This window comes from Streptomyces sp. NPDC059248 (assembly GCF_042753905.1).
Lineage (GTDB): Bacteria > Actinomycetota > Actinomycetes > Streptomycetales > Streptomycetaceae > Streptomyces.
The window spans coordinates 118,925-136,758 of record NZ_JBHYZV010000004.1 but is presented as its reverse complement, the minus strand read 5'-3'; the positions used below and the strand labels follow the sequence as shown (position 1 = coordinate 136,758).

Below are 17,834 nucleotides of genomic sequence, written 5' to 3'. Positions count from 1 at the left end.
GCCCGGCCCCCCTCAGCCCAGGATCACGCTCCGCGACAGGTTGCGCGGCCGGTCCGGGTCGTAGCCCTTGGACTCCGCGAGGGTGACCGCGAGGCGCTGGGCGCGGATCAGGTCCGCGAGGGGGTCGCAGGGGGTGTTGGCGACCAGGGTGCCGCCGACGCCGGCGACATCCGCCGCCAGGCCCTCGGGGAGCGGGCCGAAGGTCCAGGTCACGCGGCCGGGGGCGGTGATGGAGATCGGGCCGTGGCGGTACTCCATGGCCGGGTACGCCTCCGTCCACGCGCCCGCCGCCTCCCGCATCTTCAGGGCCGCCTCCTGGGCCAGGCCGTAGGTCCAGCCGCGGCCGAGGAAGGTCCACTGCTCGGCCGCGACGACGGCCTCGGGGAGGGGTTCGGTGAGGGCGAGTTCGGCGTCGACGGCCGCGTCGGCGACGGACTTCACGCCCAGGGCGGCGGGGAGTTCGCCGAGTCCGGCGCGGAGGAACGCCAGGGCCGTGGTGGCGAACCGGGTCTGGACCACGGACTCCTCGTCCGCCCAGTCCAGTACGGCGACGGCGTCGGCCGCCGCCATGACCGGGGTGTTCGGGTCGGCGGTGAGCGCCAGGGTCGGAATCCGGCCCTTCAGTCCGCCGAGGAGGTCGAGGACCTCCGTCGTCGTACCGGACCGGGTGATGGCCACGACCCGGTCGTACGCGCGGCCCGCCGGGAACTCGGACGAGGCGAAGGCGTCGGTCTCGCCGAGGCCCGCGGCCTCGCGCAGGGCGGCGTAGGCGATCGCCATGAACCACGACGTACCGCAGCCGGTGACCGCGACCCGCTCCCCCGGCGCCGGGAGCCCTTCAAAGGACCCGGCGGCCTCGGCGGCACGGCGCCAGGACGCGGGCTGGGTCGCTATCTCGGCGGCGGTACGGGACGGAGTGGCGGACGGCGTGGGCGTACGGGACATGCGTCGGGCTCCTTGAGCTTGAGTGCTGTCGGCTGTTCCAGCCTGATCCACAGACACTGCCTAGCAGCAGGTCACCCCGGTCGGCAATGGGGTCCCGTAGCACGACCCCAGTTGGCCGAATTGGTCTGGACCGGTGGGCGGAATGAGTGATCGACCCGTTGCCGAAAGGAGACCCCGTGGCGTAGACCTCTGTTCGGAGTTGGTGAACAATCGCTCGACAATCCGGGCGGTGGACACGGGGGCTCGTGCGGCTCCCGGGAGCCCACGAGGACGCCGGGACGAGCGCGCGAGCCGCGCGTACGCAGCTCACCCGGCCCGCCGGACCGACATGCGGCGGGCTGTCGGCGATCAGATGGGACACCCTCCGTGCGACAGCACTTCCTCCGCAGCAGATCCACCCGGCCCGCTTTCCGGTACGGGCGCGTCGGCGCGTCCGCCGCGGCCCTCGGGCTGACCGCGATGACGCTGGCCGGCTGTAGTTCCGACGAGCCGGGCGATGTCACGCTCACCCTCATCGCCGCCGACTACGACGTCGACGGCGGCCAGAGCAGCAGGGCGTACTGGGACGGTCTCGTCGCCGCGTTCGAGGCGAAGAACCCGCGGATCGACGTCGACGTACGGATCGAGCCGTGGACGAACGTCGACCGTACGGTGCAGGACCTGGTCAAGTCGGGCAACGCACCCGATGTCGCCCAGATCGGTGCGTACGCCGACTACGCCGCCGAGGGCAAGCTGTACGACGTCGACCAGTTGCTGTCCCTGGGCACGATGACCAACTTCCTCCGTCCCCTCGCCGTCGCGGGCGAGCACCGGCGCACGCAGTACGGGATGCCGTTCGTGGCCTCCACCCGGCTCCTCTTCTACAACAAGAAGCTGTTCGCGGAGGCCGGGATCGAGGAGCCGCCGAAGTCCTGGGAGGACCTGCGGGACACGGCGGAGCGGCTCAAGGAGAAGACCGATGTGGTCTATCCGTTCGCCCTGCCCCTCGGGCCCGAGGAGGCCCAGGCCGAGACGTTGAACTGGCTGCTCAGCGCCGGGGACTCGTACACCGTCGCCGGGGCGGGCTACACCATCAACTCCGCGCGGAACGTCTCGACCGTCACCTGGATGAAGCGGAACCTCGTCGACAAGGACCTCACCGGGCCCGTCACCCCCGGCCAGCTCAACCGCAAGGAGGCCTTCGCGGCCTTCGCGCGGGGCGAGGTCGGGATGCTCAACGGTCATCCGTCGCTGCTGAGGATCGCCGACAAGGCGGGGATCGAGCTGGGCACGGTGGCGATACCCGGGCCCGACGGCACCCCGCAGAACGCGATGGGCGTCGCCGACTGGATCATGGCGTTCAAGGAGAACGGGAACCGGTCCGAGGTCGGGAAGTTCCTCGACTTCGTCTACAACGACGAGAACGTGATGGCCTTCGCCGGGCAGAACAACCTGCTGCCGGTGACGACGAGCGCGTTCGACGCGATGCGCGAGGATCCGAAGTACGCGGAGCTGCGGGGCTTCCTCGACGAGCTGCCGGACTCCGTCCTGCCGCCGGTCGGCAAGGTGTCCTGGGCCGCCGTCAGCGCCGATATCAAGCAGAACATCGGACGGGCGGTGGCGCCGGGCGGGAACCCGAAGGCGGTACTGGACGCGATCGACCGGAAGGCGGAGGAAGCGGAGATCGCCGAGGAGGAGTAGGGGGGCGGGGTGCGGGGGCGGGTGTCGGTGGCAGCGGCTATTTTGGGTCGTATGGGCGGCGACACGGGCACAGACGCGGATACGGGCTCCGGGAGGCCCCGGGGCCGCCGTGAGCTGTCCGACCGCGACCGTGCCGTACTCGCCCTGGAACGGCGTACCTGGGCCGGTCCCGGGGCTAAGGAACGGGCCGTACGGGAGGAGCTGGGGATGTCCCCCGTCCGCTACTACCAGCTGCTGAACGCCCTGCTCGACGACGAGCGGGCGCTCGCCCACGACCCCGTTACCGTCAACCGGCTCAGACGGGTGAGAGACGAGAAACGCGAGCGCCGATAGGGTCGTGGCATGGGCAGCTCTCCGCACGTCCCGGACGCTTCATCGTCATCCGCACGCGGGCTCCCGGAGCCGTCGACGCCCGCCGGGCGGGACGGACTCGCCGCGCTGCTGGCCCGGCCCGAGAAGGCCGTGATCGCACTCGACTTCGACGGCACGCTCGCCGATATCGTCCCCGACCCCGAACAGGCCCGCGCCCACCCCGGCGCGGCCCCCGCCCTGGCCCGGCTCGCGCCCCGGGTCGGCCATGTCGCCGTGGTGACCGGCCGTCCCGCGGGTGTGGCGGTACGGTACGGCGGCTTCGCCGGGGTCGAGGGGCTCGCGCATCTCGTCGTACTCGGCCACTACGGCTCCGAACGGTGGGACGCGGTGACCGGCACCGTCCGGACCCCCGCGCCGCATCCCGGGGTCGCGGCGGTACGCGCCGAACTGCCGGGCTACCTGGACCGGTTCGGCGCGTGGCGCGGCACCTGGATCGAGGAGAAGGGGCAGGCCGTCGCGGTCCACACCCGGCGGGCGGAGGACCCCGCGGCCGCGTTCGAAGCGCTCCGCGAGCCCCTGGCGGCGCTGGCGTCCCGGCACGGGCTCGTCGTGGAACCCGGCCGGATGGTCCTCGAACTCCGCCCGCCCGGGATGGACAAGGGCGTGGCACTCGCCGAGTACGTCCGCGAGGTGGGCGCGGAGTCCGTGCTGTACGCGGGCGACGACCTGGGCGATCTGCCGGCGTACTCGGCGGTGGAGAAGCTGCGGTCGGACGGGATGGGGGGTGTGCTGGTGTGCAGCGGCAGCACCGAGGTCACGGAGCTCTCGGACCGCGCGGACCTTCTGTTGGCCGGCCCCTCGGAGGTGGTGTCCTTCCTGGACGCCCTCGCGACGGAGCTGTCCCCGCTCGGACGAGATACCTAGGGGCGCGAGGAACTGCGCGAACAACCCACCACCGGGGCGCGGGCGACACTCAAGGGTCATGGGGGTGGCGCTACTCCGGGGCGAGGGCCTCCAGTTGGTCGAGGAACCAGCGGCGCGGGGGGAGCGACGTGGCGGCGGTGGCGAGGCGCGCCGTGCGGTCGGCGCGGACCGCGGCGGGGAGCGTCAGGGCCTCGTGGAGCGCCGAGGCCGTGGCGATCACGTCGTACGGGTTCACCACCACGGCGTCCGCGCCCAGCTCCTCGTACGCCCCCGCCTCCCGTGACAGCACCAGCGCGCAGCCCGCGTCCGAGACGACGGGGATCTCCTTGGCGACCAGGTTCATGCCGTCGCGGATGGGGTTGACGAGGGCCACGTCGGCCAGCCGGTACGCGGCCAGTGACCGGGCGAAGTCGTCCTTCACATGGAGGACGACCGGCGTCCAGCCCGCCGTCCCGTACTCCTCGTTGATCGCGTCGGCGAGCCGCCGCACCTCCGCCGTGTAGTCGCGGTAGACGGCCAGATCCTGCCGGGAGGGGTAGGCGAAGGCGACATGGACGACGCGTTCATGCCATTCGGGCCGGGTCGCCAGCAGATGGCGGTAGGCCAGCAGACCGCGGACGATGTTCTTCGACAGCTCCGTGCGATCGACCCGGACGATCGTCTTCCGGTCGGCGCCGCCGATCTGCTCGCGCAGGGCCGTCATGCGTTCGTCCACGTCGGGGCGGTGGGCCCGCTCCCGGAGGAAGTCCGCGTCGGCGCCGAGGCCGTGGACCCCGATCCGGGTGCCCTTGAGGGCGTCGGGGCCCAGGACCTCCGTGACGCAGGCGGTGAAGGCGTCGGCCCAGCGGTGGGTGAGGAAGCAGGTGCGGTCGGCGCCGAGCAGGCCGCGGAGGAGTTGTTCGGCGATGTCGTCGGGGAGCAGCCGGAAGTAGTCCGGCGGGGCCCACGGGGTGTGGGAGAAGTGGCCGATCCGCAGGTCGGGGCGGAGCTCGCGGAGCATGCCGGGGACCAGGGCGAGGTGGTAGTCCTGGACGAGGACGGCCGCGCCGTCGGCGGCCTGGTCCGCGAGCGCCTCGGCGAAGGCGCGGTTGTACGTCTCGTACGCGCGCCACCGGCGCCGGAACTCCTCGTCGAAGACGGGTTCCAGGGGGGTCTGGTACAGCATGTGGTGGACAAACCAGAGCACCGAGTTCGCGATGCCGTTGTACGCGTCGGCGTGAATGGCCGGATCGATGTCCAGCATGAGGACGCCGTCCTCGGCGACGCCGCGCCGGACGGCCTCGCGGTCGCCGTCGCCGAGGGCGGAGCAGACCCAGAGGGAGTCGTCGCGGGAGCCGATGGCTGAGAGACCGGAGACGACGCCTCCGCCGCCGCGTCTCGCGTCGAGTTCACCGTCGTCGCGGAGGGTGTACGAGACGGGGCCTCGGTTGGAGGCGACGAGAACGCGGGCACGGGCGTCGGCCGGCGGGGCCGGGTGCTCGGGGACCATGTAGCGGAACCTAGCCGCGCGGACGCCGGGTCAAACGTCCGTTCGCCCGTCGTGGCGCGGTTCACGCCGTCCGCGGACCGCCGCGACGGCGACCACCCCGGCCGCGGCGACGGCTACTCCGATGCCGCCGAGCAGCCAGACGCGCTCCGGGCGCTCGGCGCGGCCGGTGGGGGCGAGCGCCGGGGCCTCGGGCACCCCGGCGGCCACGGTCCCGGGGGTGCCGGTCGCCGCGGGGGTGATCGTCGCCGCCCGGGCGGGCGCCGCGCCCGCGACCGCCGCGACGATCAGGACCAGCAGGGCGAGCAGCCCGGCGAGGCGCAGGGCCCGGCGGCGGCGCCGTGGTGGGGCGCCCCGGGTGCCGCGTCGTGCGGGGGGCCTCCGGTACGGCGTCCGCCCGTGCGGGATACGGGGGACGCGGGAGCGGCCGGGGGCGGACGACGGATACCGGGGCCGGGCGATGCGGGCATAAACCATACATAGGATATTCATCCCCGTTTGCCCGAAAGGTCGTTTTATGCGGCGCGACGCGCCGCATACTCACCGATCTCGCGCATCGGCGGACGTTCCACCGTGTCCACCGTGTGGGTCAACGGCACAAAGCCCTCCTCGCCCCGTTCGAACTGGGTCAGCGACGGCCGCACCAAATGTCCGCGCGAGAGTCGCAGTTGCGCCGTGCGGTAGATCGCCGCCGCCATCCGGCCGAGCGCCCTGCCGTCCTGGTGGCGGTGCTTGCGGGAGCCCACGTCCACCTGCGCCAGCGCGTCGAGGCCCACCGTCTGCACCGCGTCCACCAGCAGCGCCAGCTCCACCCCGTAACCCACGGGGAACGGCAGCCGCTCCAGCAGCGTGCGGCGCGCCGCGTACTCCCCGCCCAACGGCTGGACGAAGCCCGCCAGCCGGGGCCAGTGCAGATTGAGCAGCGGCCGCGCCACCAGCTCCGTGACCCGGCCGCCCTGACCCGCGGCCTCACCGAGCGGGCGGTCGTACATCGCCTTGACGAACTGCACCTCGGGGTCGGTCAGCAGCGGGCCGACGATCCCGGAGACGAAGTCCGCCGAGAAGTCCCGCAGATCGGCGTCGACGAAACAGACGATGTCACCGCGGGTGACCATGAGGGACCGCCACAGCACCTCGCCCTTGCCCGGCAGCGCCGGTATCCGGGGCAGGATCGCGTCCCGGTGCACCACCCGCGCGCCCGCCGCCGCAGCGACCTCGGCCGTCCGGTCGGTGGAGCCGGAGTCGATCACCACCAGCTCGTCGACGAGCTGCACCTTCTCCATCAGCTCCCGGCGGATGACCGTGACGATGTCACCGACCGTGGCCTCCTCGTCGAGCGCGGGCAGGACGACACTCACCGTCGGCGACGGGGTGGCCGACCGCTTCGCGGCGACCAGCCGGGACAGCGGGCGGTCCGCCGCCGACCAGGAACGCGTCGCCAGCCAGCGCTCTACCTCTTCGAGCACGTGCCCTACTCCTCAGTCGCTCGGTCTGCTCCGGCGGCCCCCGCGACCCCGTCGCGGGGGCCGGTGACCCGGGTCGTGCCTTGCCGTGTGATCCATCTCGCGGTACGGACGACTATCTCAACCCTCCGGACCTTCGGTTACAGTCTTGAACAACGCGGATGACCGTCGTATGTCGGGGTCCGCCGTTCACCACGTTCAACAATCGAATACCGCTCATCCAGAGGGGCAGAGGGATACGGCCCGTTGAAGCCCCGGCAACCCTCCAGCCGGTCTCCGTCGTCACGGCGCACACAGTGCGTACAGCGCGCAGTGCGTACAGCACGCGCGGACGCCGCGAGGCTCCCGGCTCGGGAAGGTGCCAAGTCCGTCTCATGGCGAGATGCGCCATGAGGAAGATGAGGAGAAAGGGCCTCGCCTCCATGGCTGCGCAAACCGCACCGAACACCGTCAGCACCGCGACCGCGACTGACGCGACCAGCGCCACCTCCCCCGCCACGTCCTCCGTGGACCTCGGCTCCGCCGTCGCCCTCTCCTGTCGCGAGTGCGGCGAGCGCACCCCGCTCGGCCCCGTCTTCGCCTGCGCCGCCTGTTTCGGGCCGCTGGAGGTCGCGTACGAGCTGCCGGCCGGGGACCCGGAGGCCCTGCGCAAGACGATCGAGGCCGGACCCGACAGCATCTGGCGTTACGCGCCGCTGCTGCCCGTCCCCGCCGACGTGGCCGACAAGCCCAATCTGAACCCCGGCTTCACCCGGCTGGTCAAGGCCGACCGGCTCGCCGCCGAGCTGGGCGTCACCGGTGAGCTGTATGTGAAGGACGACTCCGGCAACCCGACCCACTCCTTCAAGGACCGGGTCGTCGCGATCGCCGTCGAGGCCGCCCGCGCCTTCGGCTTCACCACCCTCTCCTGCTCCTCCACAGGCAACCTGGCCGGCGCCGTCGGCGCCGCCGCCGCCCGCGCCGGATTCCGCTCCTGCGTCTTCATCCCGCACGACCTGGAGCAGGGCAAGGTCGTCATGGCCGCCGTCTACGGCGGCGAGCTGGTCGGCATCGAGGGCACGTACGACGATGTGAACCGCTTCTGCTCCGAACTGATCGGCGACCCGATCGGCGAGGGCTGGGGCTTCACCAACGTCAATCTGCGGCCGTACTACGCCGAGGGCTCCAAGACCCTGGCGTACGAGATCTGCGAGCAGCTCGGCTGGCGGATCCCGGACCAGATCGTGATCCCGGTCGCCTCCGGATCCCAGCTCACCAAGATCGACAAGGGGCTCAAGGAGCTGATCGACCTGGGTCTGGTCGAGGACCGGCCCTACCGGATCTTCGCCGCCCAGGCCGAGGGCTGCTCGCCGGTCTCCGCCGCCTACAAGGCGGGGCACGACGTCGTACGCCCGGTGAAGCCCGACACCATCGTCAAGTCCCTCGCCATCGGCAACCCGGCCGACGGACCGTACGTCCTCGACATCGCCCGGCGCACCGGCGGCGCCGTGGAGGACGTCACCGACGAGCAGGTCGTCGACGGCATCAAGCTGCTCGCCCGAACCGAGGGCATCTTCGCCGAGACCGCGGGCGGCGTGACCGTCGGCGTGGCGAAGAAGCTGCTGGACGCGGGGGTGCTCGACCCGGCGCTGACCACCGTCGTCATCAACACCGGCGACGGACTCAAGACGCTGGACGCGGTCGCCCCGACCACCGGCCCCAGCGCCGTCATCCGGCCCAGCCTGGACGCGTTCCGCGAGGCGGGTCTCGCCCACTGACCGGCCCGGCCGTACCGTCGGCCCGTCGGTCACACGGTCGTACGGCCGGTCGGTCGAACGGCCGGCCGTACCCGCCCCGCCGCCGGGGCGCCCCGTCCCAGCCCCCCGTCCCCTCCCGCCCGAGGAAGGCACCACTCACCATGAGCGTCAACGTCCGCATCCCGACCATCCTGCGCACCTACACCGGCGGCAAGGCCGAGGTGACGGCCGACGGCGGCACCCTCGCCGAGGTCATCGCCGACCTGGAGAAGAACCACACGGGGATCTCCGCCCGCGTCCTCGACGACCAGGGCAAGCTGCGCCGCTTCGTCAATGTCTACGTCAACGACGACGACGTCCGCTTCGAGCAGGGCCTGGAGACCGCCACGCCCGACGGCGCCGGGATCTCGATCATCCCCGCCGTCGCCGGCGGCTGCTGAAACGCGCCGGACCGCGCGCCCCCGCGCTGCCACGCGCCCCCGCGCACGGTCCGTGTCATAAGCCGTAGGGCTCATGACACTCGGTAATGGGAATGGCCCCCTCCGTAAGACATCCGGAGGGGGCCATTCTGCATGGTTGAGCACGCTAGAATTGGGGAACACCCCGCAATCCGGCATCACGCGCCAGGTATGAGAATGCGCCCGGGCTCGATAAGAAGCAGCCAATGTCTGACATCAATCTGTCTCATAGGTTCCTTTTGTCCGGCCGGATTTGCCCCGTAATTCCCTGAATTCAGGCCAATTACCCGATAGTAGCCTTCCGGATTTCTCGTCCGACTGACCTGTTGCAGAGGGCAGTTGTGCAGATACATTCAGCCGCGGTCGACGCGTTCCGGCGCACACCTGTGAGGTCGGGTGAGGTCTGACCCGGGTCCGCGAGGTGCGGTCCTGTGCAAGGGCCAGTAATAGGGGAGTTAGGCATGGCTCAGGGCACCGTCAAGTGGTTCAACGCGGAGAAGGGGTACGGCTTCATCGCGGTCGACGGTGGTGCGGATGTTTTCGTCCACTACAGCGCGATTCAGATGGACGGCTATCGCACCCTGGAGGAGGGGCAGCGGGTCGAGTTCGAGATCTCGCAGGGTCAGAAGGGCCCGCAGGCCGACATGGTCAAGCTCTCGGCCTGACCGGACCTTCTCAACGCGTCCGCGTCACCGACGCACGCACTCAATATAAGGGTCCGCATCCCGCTCGCCGGGGTGCGGACCCTTGCGTTTTCCCACCCCGGCACCTTCGTCCGCCCATGGCCGGTACGCCCTCGCGCCGTCCACCGGCGCTTGCGCCCACCCCGCCGCCCGACCACCGCCCCTCGTCGACGCCCTATCGGGCGGCCTTGCACTCTCGGGGGTCGAGTGCTAATCATTGGCGTTAGCACTCTCCGGGTGAGAGTGCTACCGAAGGGCCGAGTCGGTGAGGTCAGCCGACCGTGTGGCGCATGGAGCCGCACGGCGTGGCAGGCCGTCCGTCGCGGGCGCAGACGCGGTCCGATTTGAGCTTCCCACCCAGTCCGTGGAGGACACTTCACATGGCAAAGATCATCGCGTTCGACGAGGAGGCACGGCGCGGTCTCGAGCGCGGGATGAACCAGCTCGCCGACGCCGTCAAGGTCACCCTTGGCCCCAAGGGCCGTAACGTCGTCCTCGAGAAGAAGTGGGGCGCCCCCACGATCACCAACGATGGTGTTTCCATCGCCAAGGAGATCGAGCTCGAGGACCCGTACGAGAAGATCGGCGCCGAGCTGGTCAAGGAAGTCGCCAAGAAGACGGACGACGTCGCCGGTGACGGTACGACCACGGCCACCGTGCTCGCCCAGGCGCTGGTCCGCGAGGGCCTGCGCAACGTGGCGGCCGGCGCCAACCCGATGAGCCTGAAGCGCGGCATCGAGAAGGCCGTCGAGGCCGTCTCCGGTGCCCTCCTCGAGCAGGCCAAGGATGTGGAGACCAAGGAGCAGATCGCCTCCACCGCCTCCATCTCCGCCGGCGACACCCAGATCGGCGAGCTGATCGCCGAGGCCATGGACAAGGTCGGCAAGGAAGGCGTCATCACCGTCGAGGAGTCCCAGACCTTCGGTCTGGAGCTGGAGCTCACCGAGGGTATGCGCTTCGACAAGGGCTACATCTCGGCGTACTTCGCCACCGACATGGAGCGTATGGAGGCCGTCCTCGACGACCCGTACATCCTCGTCGTCAACTCCAAGATCTCCTCGGTCAAGGACCTGCTCCCGCTGCTGGAGAAGGTCATGCAGTCCGGCAAGGCGCTGCTGATCATCGCCGAGGACGTCGAGGCCGAGGCCCTGTCGACGCTGATCGTCAACAAGATCCGCGGCACCTTCAAGTCCGTCGCCGTCAAGGCCCCGGGCTTCGGCGACCGCCGCAAGGCGATGCTGAACGACATCGCCATCCTCACCGGCGGCACGGTCGTCTCCGAGGAGGTCGGCCTCAAGCTGGAGAACGCCGGTCTCGACCTGCTGGGCCGCGCCCGCAAGGTGGTCATCACCAAGGACGAGACCACCATCGTCGACGGCGCCGGTGACAGCGACCAGGTCGCCGGTCGGGTCAACCAGATCCGTGCCGAGATCGAGAACTCCGACTCGGACTACGACCGCGAGAAGCTCCAGGAGCGTCTCGCGAAGCTGGCCGGCGGCGTGGCCGTCATCAAGGCCGGCGCCGCCACCGAGGTGGAGCTCAAGGAGCGCAAGCACCGCATCGAGGACGCCGTGCGCAACGCCAAGGCGGCCGTCGAGGAGGGCATCGTCGCCGGTGGCGGCGTGGCTCTGCTCCAGGCTTCCTCGGTCTTCGAGAAGCTGGAGCTCGAAGGTGACGAGGCGACCGGCGCCAACGCCGTGAAGCTCGCGCTGGAGGCCCCGCTGAAGCAGATCGCCGTCAACGCCGGCCTCGAGGGCGGTGTCGTCGTGGAGAAGGTGCGCAACCTGACCCCCGGCCACGGTCTGAACGCCGCGTCCGGCGAGTACGTGGACATGATCGCCGAGGGCATTCTCGACCCGGCGAAGGTGACCCGTTCCGCGCTGCAGAACGCCGCGTCGATCGCCGCGCTGTTCCTCACCACCGAGGCCGTCATCGCCGACAAGCCGGAGAAGGCCGCCGCGGCCGCTCCGGGCGGTATGCCGGGCGGTGACATGGACTTCTGATCCCGGGAGCTTTTCCCAGGATCGGCGGACCGGTCGTCCCGAAGGGCGGCACCCCTCTCCCAGGGGTGCCGCCCTTCGGCGTATCCGGGAAATCCGTTCCCCGTACCGGTATTCATCCGGTGCCGGGCACCGCCGGTATTCGCCCGTTCGTTCACCCCCGTTCAGTGGCGACCGGTAATCGCCCCCCGACAGTGGCCGAATTCAGCTGCGTCTGAGGAATGACCGGTACCGGGTGCCATGGGACCCCGGACATAGCTGATACCGACTTTCGGGATGATTCGCGGTCGCCGTCGGGTCGGGCAGGGTCGTGGGTGTCCCGGAAACCGAACGGAAGGAATTGCTCCGTGAAGGTAAGACGCCTGGTGCCGACCGTCGCGGTGAGTGTGCTGGCGAGCCTGACCCCGGCACTGGCCGTCGCGGCACCGGGGGCGCCGACACCAAGAGGTGTTCACGCGCGTACCGCCGACGCGATATCCGGACCGATGACGGAATGGCGGCGCTGCCGGGCCGACGGCCCCGCCGATGTCCAGTGCGCGACCCTGAAGGTGCCGCTCGACTACAGGAAGCCCGGCGGCCGGAAGATCGATGTGGAGATCTCCCGGATCGGCGCCGCCGACCCGGCCCTGCGCCGCGGCGTCCTGCTCTTCAACCCGGGCGGGCCCGGCGGCCCCGGACTCGATTTGCCGGGCGAGATGCGCAAACGGCTGCCGAAGGCCGTACTCGACCGGTACGACCTGATCGGCTTCGATCCGCGCGGGATCGGGAAGAGCACCCCCGTGGTCTGCGGACTGAGCCCCGAGGAGGTCGCGATCGAACGCCCCTACAAGAAGGAGACGTTCGCCCGCGACACCGCCCTGTCCCGGTCCTTCGCCGAGAAGTGCCGGACGAAGTACGGGGCGGACCTCATCCACTTCAACACCCGTAACACCGCCCGTGACATGGACTCGATCCGGGCGGCGCTCGGCGAGAAGAAGATCAACTACTTCGGGATCTCGTACGGAACGTATCTCGGCGCCGTCTACACCGAGTTGTTCCCGCACCGCTCCGACCGGATCGTGCTCGACAGCGCCGTCGACCCCAAGCGGGTCTGGCGGAAGGACTTCCGGCTCTGGGCGTCGGAGACCGAGAAGGCGTTCCACCGGTGGACGCGCTGGGCGGCCGAGCGCGACGCCCGCTACGGCCTCGGCGGCACGCCCGACGCGGTCGCAGAGACCTTCTGGAACATCGTCGCGCAGGCCGAGCGGAAGCCGATCGAGCTCGGAACCCAGTGGTACGACGGCGATCGCATCCGGGCCGCGATGCGGCCGGCGTTCTTCACCCGGGCGACGGCGAGCGAGTACACCGCCCTCCTGAAGGAGGCGGCGGCCGGGAAACCCGTCGACGCCGGCCCGCCGGTCTACGACCTGCCCGAGGACTTCGTCTCCGCCCTGTGGACCGTGACCTGCGGCGACGAGAACTGGCCGACCGATCCGCGGACATACGCCCGCCAGGCGGCCCGGGACAAGATCCGCTACCCGGTCTACGGCGACTACGCGTCCCACATCAACCCGTGCGCCTTCTGGGACCGGACCGCCGAACCCACGACGACGGTGGACAACGGGGTCGGCGCGCTCATCGTGCACAACGAATGGGACTCCCAGACCCCGCTGCCGGACGCGATCGGACTCCGCGAGGACATGAAGGGCGCCCGGCTGGTCCTCGTCGACGAGGGCGAGGGCCACGGCGTCTACGGCTCCGGCGTCAGCAGCTGCTCCGACCGGCTGACCGACACCTATCTCGTCACCGGGCGGCTGCCCGCGAAGGACACCGTGTGCCGACCGGACCCGGGTGTCGCCGAGAACCCCGGGCTGCGGGACGAACCGCCGCTGCTCGCGCCCCTGGTCCGCGGCGCGACTCCGTGACCCGCGGGTCCCGGGCCCGTACCACCCGTACTCCCGTATCTGCTTCTGTTTCCCCCCGGAAAGGAACGTACGTGCAGTCTGGACGTCTCATATCCGTGGCCGCGGTGAGCGCCGTGGCCACCCTGACCCCTCTGATCACCGTCGCCTCCCCGGCCGTGGCCGCGCCGCCGGACCGTACGGCAAAGGTGGCGACGGCGACGGCGGCCGCCCAGTCGCCGACATGGGCGCGTTGCTCCCCCGACCACCCCGAGTCCTTCCAGTGCGCCACGCTGAAGGTGCCGCTGGACTACCGGAAGCCGGGCGGCAAGAAAATCGATGTGACGATCTCTCGGATCCGGGCGGCCGATCCCGCAACCCGGCGCGGGGTGCTCCTCTTCAACCCCGGCGGCCCCGGCGGCTCCGGCCTCGGCGACCCGCTGCACTGGGGCGAGCGGCTGCCCCGGTCCGTACTCGACCAGTACGACCTGATCGGCTTCGACCCGCGCGGGGTGGGGGCGAGCACCCCCGTGGAGTGCGGCACGGCCCCCGCCGAGCGCAAGCTGTTCGACCCGTACACGAAGGCGTCGTTCCCGGCGAGCGTGTCCTGGGCGAAGGGCGTCGCCGACAAGTGCCGGACCAAGTACGGCTCCGATCTCCAGCACTTCACCACCCGCAACACCGCGCGTGACATGGACTCCATCAGGGCCGCGCTGGGCGAACGGAAGATCAACTACATCGGGGTCTCGTACGGCACCTATCTCGGCGCCGTCTACACCCAGATGTTCCCGCACCGCTCCGACCGGATGGTCCTCGACAGCGCCGTCGACCCGAAGCTGGCCTGGCGGAGCATGCTCCAGTCCTGGGCGTACGGGGCCGAGCCCGCGTTCGACCGCTTTGTGAAGTGGGCGGCCGGGGAGAACGACCGGTTCGGCTTCGGAGCGACCCCGAAGGCCGTGGCGAAGACGTTCTGGGACATCGTCGCCCAGGCCGAACGGGAGCCGCTCCGCCTCGGGGACCTCACCGTCGACGGGGACCAGGTACGCGACTACATGCGGGCCGCCTTCTTCTACCGGGAGGTCGGCGCGGCGAACCTCGCGCTGTTCAAGGAGGCGGCGGCGGGCAAGCCCGTACCGACTCCCGGCATCGGCACCATGCCCGACAACGACATCTCCCTCTTCAACGCGGTGGCCTGCGGTGACACCGCTTGGCCGAGGAATCCGGGAACATACGCCAGGGACGCGGCCCGGGACGGCAAGCGGTACCCGCTGTACGGGGACTTCGCTGCCAACATCACCCCGTGCGCCTTCTGGGACGCGCCCGCCGAGCCCACCACCGAGGTCGACAACACGGTGAAGTCCCTGATCGTGCAGGCGGAATGGGACTCGCAGACCCCCCTGTACACGGCTCAGGGGATGCACCGGGCGCTCAAGGGCTCCCGGATGGTGACCGTCGACGAGGGCGAGGCCCACGGCGTCTACACCTACGGCATCAGCGCCTGCGCCGACGCCGTCACCACGAAGTACCTGGCGACCGGCGAACTACCGGGCAAGGACGTGACCTGCGCGGCGAACCCGCCCGCCGGTCCCACGGCGAAGAAGCCCGGGGCGGCGCCGGAGCTGCCGGTCCTGCCGAACCGCTTCTGAACCGGCCCCCGGCCCACTGACCGAGGCCGTCCGGAACTCCTCGACGCCCTCCCGCCCCCGTGGCGGGAGGGCGTCCCGTGCCCGTGCCCCGGGCGTCCGCGACCGGGGGTTGTCGCCCGCCCGCAGAAAACGGAGTGCGTACCTCCAGTCCGGTCCGCAGACTGAGACCATGACCGACAAGATCGAACGCATCAATCCCGAAGGACTCCACTCCACCCCCGGCTACCACCACATCACCGTCGTCGAGGCGGGCCGTACCGCCTATCTGTCGGGGCAGTGTCCCCTCGACGACTCCGGCGAAGTCGTCGGCAAGGGCGATCTCGACGCCCAGATCGACCAGGTCGCGGCCAACGCCCTGACCGCCCTGAACGCGGTGGGCGCGGGTCCGGAGCATGTGATGCGCTCGGTGATCTATGTCGTCAGCCCGGACGACGAGGTACTGGCCAAGGCGTGGTTCCGGCTGAACGACTCGGTGATCGCCCGCGCGTTCTCGACCGCGAGCACCCTGCTCGGCGTGGCCCAGCTCGGCTACCCGGGTCAGCTGATCGAGGTGGATCTGACGGCGTCCCTGCCGGACTGATCCGCCCCGGTCGGCCGTGACCGGCCCGCCCGCCCCCACCGGACCCCGCGGCCCGGGCCCATCGACCGGGCCCGGGCCGCCTCGCCTTCCCCGGCGGACTCCGCCGACCGCCGACCGTCGACCTTCGTCGCCGGCTCGTGCGACGAATGGCGGACGCGCCCCTTCCACCGGCCCCGGCAATCTGTATCCGGCACCGAGAACGGTGCGGACCACGGGCCCGAGGAGCATCGGATGACGAACGCGCAGCTCGACATCGGCTGGAAGGTGATCGGGATCCTGGGCGCCGCGTGGGGCGCCACCGATACCGACACCATGGGCACCGAGGACCTGCTGGCGGGGATCTCCTACACCAAGGGCCCGGCCCGGGACGCGCTGGCCGCCGAGGCCGTGACCATGATCGCCGTCGCGGCGATCCTGCGCGACCGGCGGGGCGGATCCGGCGCCACCTCCTGGACCGCGGACGACGACACGGCGCACAGCGTCTCGTCGCACGAGATCCTCGGCGAGGACGGGGACGAGGGCCGGCTGCTGACGGGCGCCGCGGTCCGGGCCTTCGCCCACGCCTACGAACTGGCCGGGTCCGAGGCCGCCGGCGCGGACTCCGGTATCGGCAAGATGCTGCCCGAGCATCTGCTGCGGGGCCTGCTGCGGGACGGCGGCAACCGCTGCGCCGAGGTGCTGGCGCTCTGCGGTACGACACCGGACGCGGTACGGGCCCGGCTCGACGGGGACGTCCCGGACGCGGCGGCAGCGGCGGGTGGAGACGGCGCGCCGGGTACGGGGGTCCCGGCGCCCCGCCTCGACCCGCTGCTGCTGGGGACCCGGGATCTGCTGATCGGCCGCCGCCAGTACCCCGTGAACCGGCTGCGGCGCTGGCTCCTCCGGGGCGTCAACTGGGCCACGGCGCCGGTGAACTGGGTGCACCACGAGAGCTTCGAGCAGGCCAGGGCCCTGGGGAGTCAGACCCCGGGCACCGAGCACGTCCTGCTGGCCGCCCTCGCCACGTACGAGGTCGCCGCCGCCCATCCGCATCTGGCCCGGGAGGGGGTGACCGGGACGAACACCCGCCAGCTCGGCGGCGAGCGGCTGGCCGCCATGGGCCTCGACTACGCGACCGTACGGGCGGCGCTCGCGGCCGGCCCCGAGCTGGGTACCGACGCGAAGCCCGCGGAGAAGTATCTGGAGGCCGCGCGCGAGGACCACGGAACCGGCCCCCTGGTGGAAGCCCTCCTGCTGGACGGGACCCGCGCCGGACGGCTCGTACGGCGGTCGCGGGACGCGGGTCCGCAGTGACCGCCCTGCGGCCGACCACCGCCGGGCGACCGTCGAACCGAGGGGAACGACTCCGTGTTCAACCGCACCACGAAAAGCACGCACACCACCACCGGTACCAGTACCGGTACCGGCACCGCGCGCCGGGCCTTGGGCCGTATCGCCCTCTCCGCCGTCGTGGCGGCCGGGGTGCTGGGCGCCGTGGCGGGCCCGGCCAACGCGCGCACGGCCGCGCCGGTGTCGGTGCCGGGGTCGGCGTCGCCGCCCTCGTCGTATGCCCTGATCCTGCCGCTGACCGGCCTCTCCGCGGAGCGGCTGGCCACCGCCGACCTCGTGGCGGCGGCGAAGTGGGGCACCGGAAGCCCCATCGACGACCCGGCTCGTGAGCAGGTCGTCCTCGACTCCGTACGGCAGCAGGCGGAGGCCGCCGGGGCCGATCCGGAGGCGACGGTCGCGGTCTTCCGCGATCAGATCGAGGCGAACAAGCTGGTCCAGCGGGGGCTGCACCGGCTGTGGGACGCGGATCCGTCGAAGGCGCCCGCCGAGCGCCCCGATCTGACGGAGGTCCGCAAGGAGATCAACCGCATCAACACCGAACTGGTGCGGGCCGTCGCGGCGTCGGACCGGGCGCGTGCCGCCCGTTCCTGCCGCGGGGTACTGGCCGTGACCGCCGTACACGTACGCCATGAGAAGCGGCTCGACCGGCTGCACACGATGGCGCTCGTGCGGGCGGTCCCGTCGGTGTGCGCGAGCCGGTGACCGCTTCCCG

At 71.1% G+C, this 17,834-nt stretch carries 16 protein-coding genes and 1 riboswitch; of the genes, 12 read left to right on the top strand and 4 right to left on the bottom strand.

The window, feature by feature from the left end:
- Positions 1-12: 12 nt before the first annotated feature.
- Positions 13-945, bottom strand: coding sequence for an SIS domain-containing protein (locus tag ACFXG1_RS03365; RefSeq protein WP_384710131.1), 933 nt, complete (start codon positions 943-945; stop codon positions 13-15).
- Positions 946-1,404: 459 nt separating this feature from the next.
- Here ACFXG1_RS03365 and ACFXG1_RS03360 point away from each other — a divergent pair, with 459 nt between their 5' ends.
- The 3 genes from ACFXG1_RS03360 to otsB are packed head-to-tail and all read left to right on the top strand — an operon-like array spanning position 1,405 to position 3,861.
- Positions 1,405-2,625 (top strand): extracellular solute-binding protein, encoded by a 1,221-nt coding sequence (locus ACFXG1_RS03360; protein ID WP_384710148.1) that lies wholly within the window; start codon positions 1,405-1,407, stop codon positions 2,623-2,625.
- A gap of 51 nt (positions 2,626-2,676) precedes the next feature.
- Positions 2,677-2,958 (top strand): DUF3263 domain-containing protein, encoded by a 282-nt coding sequence (locus ACFXG1_RS03355; RefSeq protein ID WP_384710134.1) that lies wholly within the window; start codon positions 2,677-2,679, stop codon positions 2,956-2,958.
- 9 nt (positions 2,959-2,967) lie between these two features.
- Complete coding sequence (gene otsB / locus ACFXG1_RS03350; protein ID WP_384710137.1) at positions 2,968-3,861, top strand: trehalose-phosphatase; 894 nt, start codon at positions 2,968-2,970, stop codon at positions 3,859-3,861.
- Between the two features lie 70 nt (positions 3,862-3,931).
- On the opposite strand, the gene ACFXG1_RS03345 is transcribed toward otsB, so the two are convergent.
- Genes ACFXG1_RS03345 through ACFXG1_RS03335 form a run of 3 tightly spaced genes read right to left on the bottom strand, consistent with a single transcriptional unit; the run spans position 3,932 to position 6,813 of the window.
- Complete coding sequence (locus ACFXG1_RS03345; RefSeq protein ID WP_384710139.1) at positions 3,932-5,350, bottom strand: trehalose-6-phosphate synthase; 1,419 nt, start codon at positions 5,348-5,350, stop codon at positions 3,932-3,934.
- 30 nt (positions 5,351-5,380) lie between these two features.
- Positions 5,381-5,824, bottom strand: coding sequence for a hypothetical protein (locus ACFXG1_RS03340; protein ID WP_384740584.1), 444 nt, complete (start codon positions 5,822-5,824; stop codon positions 5,381-5,383).
- 38 nt (positions 5,825-5,862) lie between these two features.
- Positions 5,863-6,813: a glucosyl-3-phosphoglycerate synthase gene (locus tag ACFXG1_RS03335; protein ID WP_384709562.1), complete on the bottom strand. Its 951-nt coding sequence runs from the start codon at positions 6,811-6,813 to the stop codon at positions 5,863-5,865.
- Positions 6,814-7,023: 210 nt separating this feature from the next.
- Positions 7,024-7,215: riboswitch (SAM riboswitch) on the top strand.
- Positions 7,216-7,232: 17 nt separating this feature from the next.
- Here ACFXG1_RS03335 and thrC point away from each other — a divergent pair.
- From thrC to aroQ, 9 genes are all read left to right on the top strand, one after another.
- On the top strand, positions 7,233-8,567 hold the full coding sequence (gene thrC, locus ACFXG1_RS03330) for a threonine synthase (RefSeq protein ID WP_384740581.1): 1,335 nt from the start codon (positions 7,233-7,235) through the stop codon (positions 8,565-8,567).
- 140 nt (positions 8,568-8,707) lie between these two features.
- Positions 8,708-8,986 carry a MoaD/ThiS family protein gene (locus ACFXG1_RS03325; RefSeq protein WP_384709568.1) on the top strand — a complete coding sequence of 93 codons (279 nt, stop codon included), beginning with the start codon at positions 8,708-8,710 and terminating at the stop codon, positions 8,984-8,986.
- Positions 8,987-9,465: 479 nt separating this feature from the next.
- Positions 9,466-9,669 (top strand): cold-shock protein, encoded by a 204-nt coding sequence (locus ACFXG1_RS03320; RefSeq protein ID WP_006348514.1) that lies wholly within the window; start codon positions 9,466-9,468, stop codon positions 9,667-9,669.
- 398 nt (positions 9,670-10,067) lie between these two features.
- Positions 10,068-11,690, top strand: a complete 1,623-nt coding sequence (gene groL, locus ACFXG1_RS03315; RefSeq protein WP_384709573.1) for a chaperonin GroEL — start codon at positions 10,068-10,070, stop codon at positions 11,688-11,690.
- 344 nt (positions 11,691-12,034) lie between these two features.
- Complete coding sequence (locus ACFXG1_RS03310; protein WP_384718594.1) at positions 12,035-13,591, top strand: alpha/beta hydrolase; 1,557 nt, start codon at positions 12,035-12,037, stop codon at positions 13,589-13,591.
- Positions 13,592-13,662: 71 nt separating this feature from the next.
- Positions 13,663-15,213: an alpha/beta hydrolase gene (locus tag ACFXG1_RS03305; protein ID WP_384718596.1), complete on the top strand. Its 1,551-nt coding sequence runs from the start codon at positions 13,663-13,665 to the stop codon at positions 15,211-15,213.
- Between the two features lie 169 nt (positions 15,214-15,382).
- Complete coding sequence (locus ACFXG1_RS03300; protein WP_384740575.1) at positions 15,383-15,793, top strand: RidA family protein; 411 nt, start codon at positions 15,383-15,385, stop codon at positions 15,791-15,793.
- A gap of 231 nt (positions 15,794-16,024) precedes the next feature.
- The gene (locus ACFXG1_RS03295; RefSeq protein ID WP_384740572.1) at positions 16,025-17,086 is read left to right on the top strand and encodes a Clp protease N-terminal domain-containing protein; all 1,062 of its coding nucleotides are present in this window, start codon (positions 16,025-16,027) and stop codon (positions 17,084-17,086) included.
- A gap of 54 nt (positions 17,087-17,140) precedes the next feature.
- Complete coding sequence (gene aroQ, locus ACFXG1_RS03290; protein WP_384740568.1) at positions 17,141-17,824, top strand: gamma subclass chorismate mutase AroQ; 684 nt, start codon at positions 17,141-17,143, stop codon at positions 17,822-17,824.
- Positions 17,825-17,834: the final 10 nt, after the last annotated feature.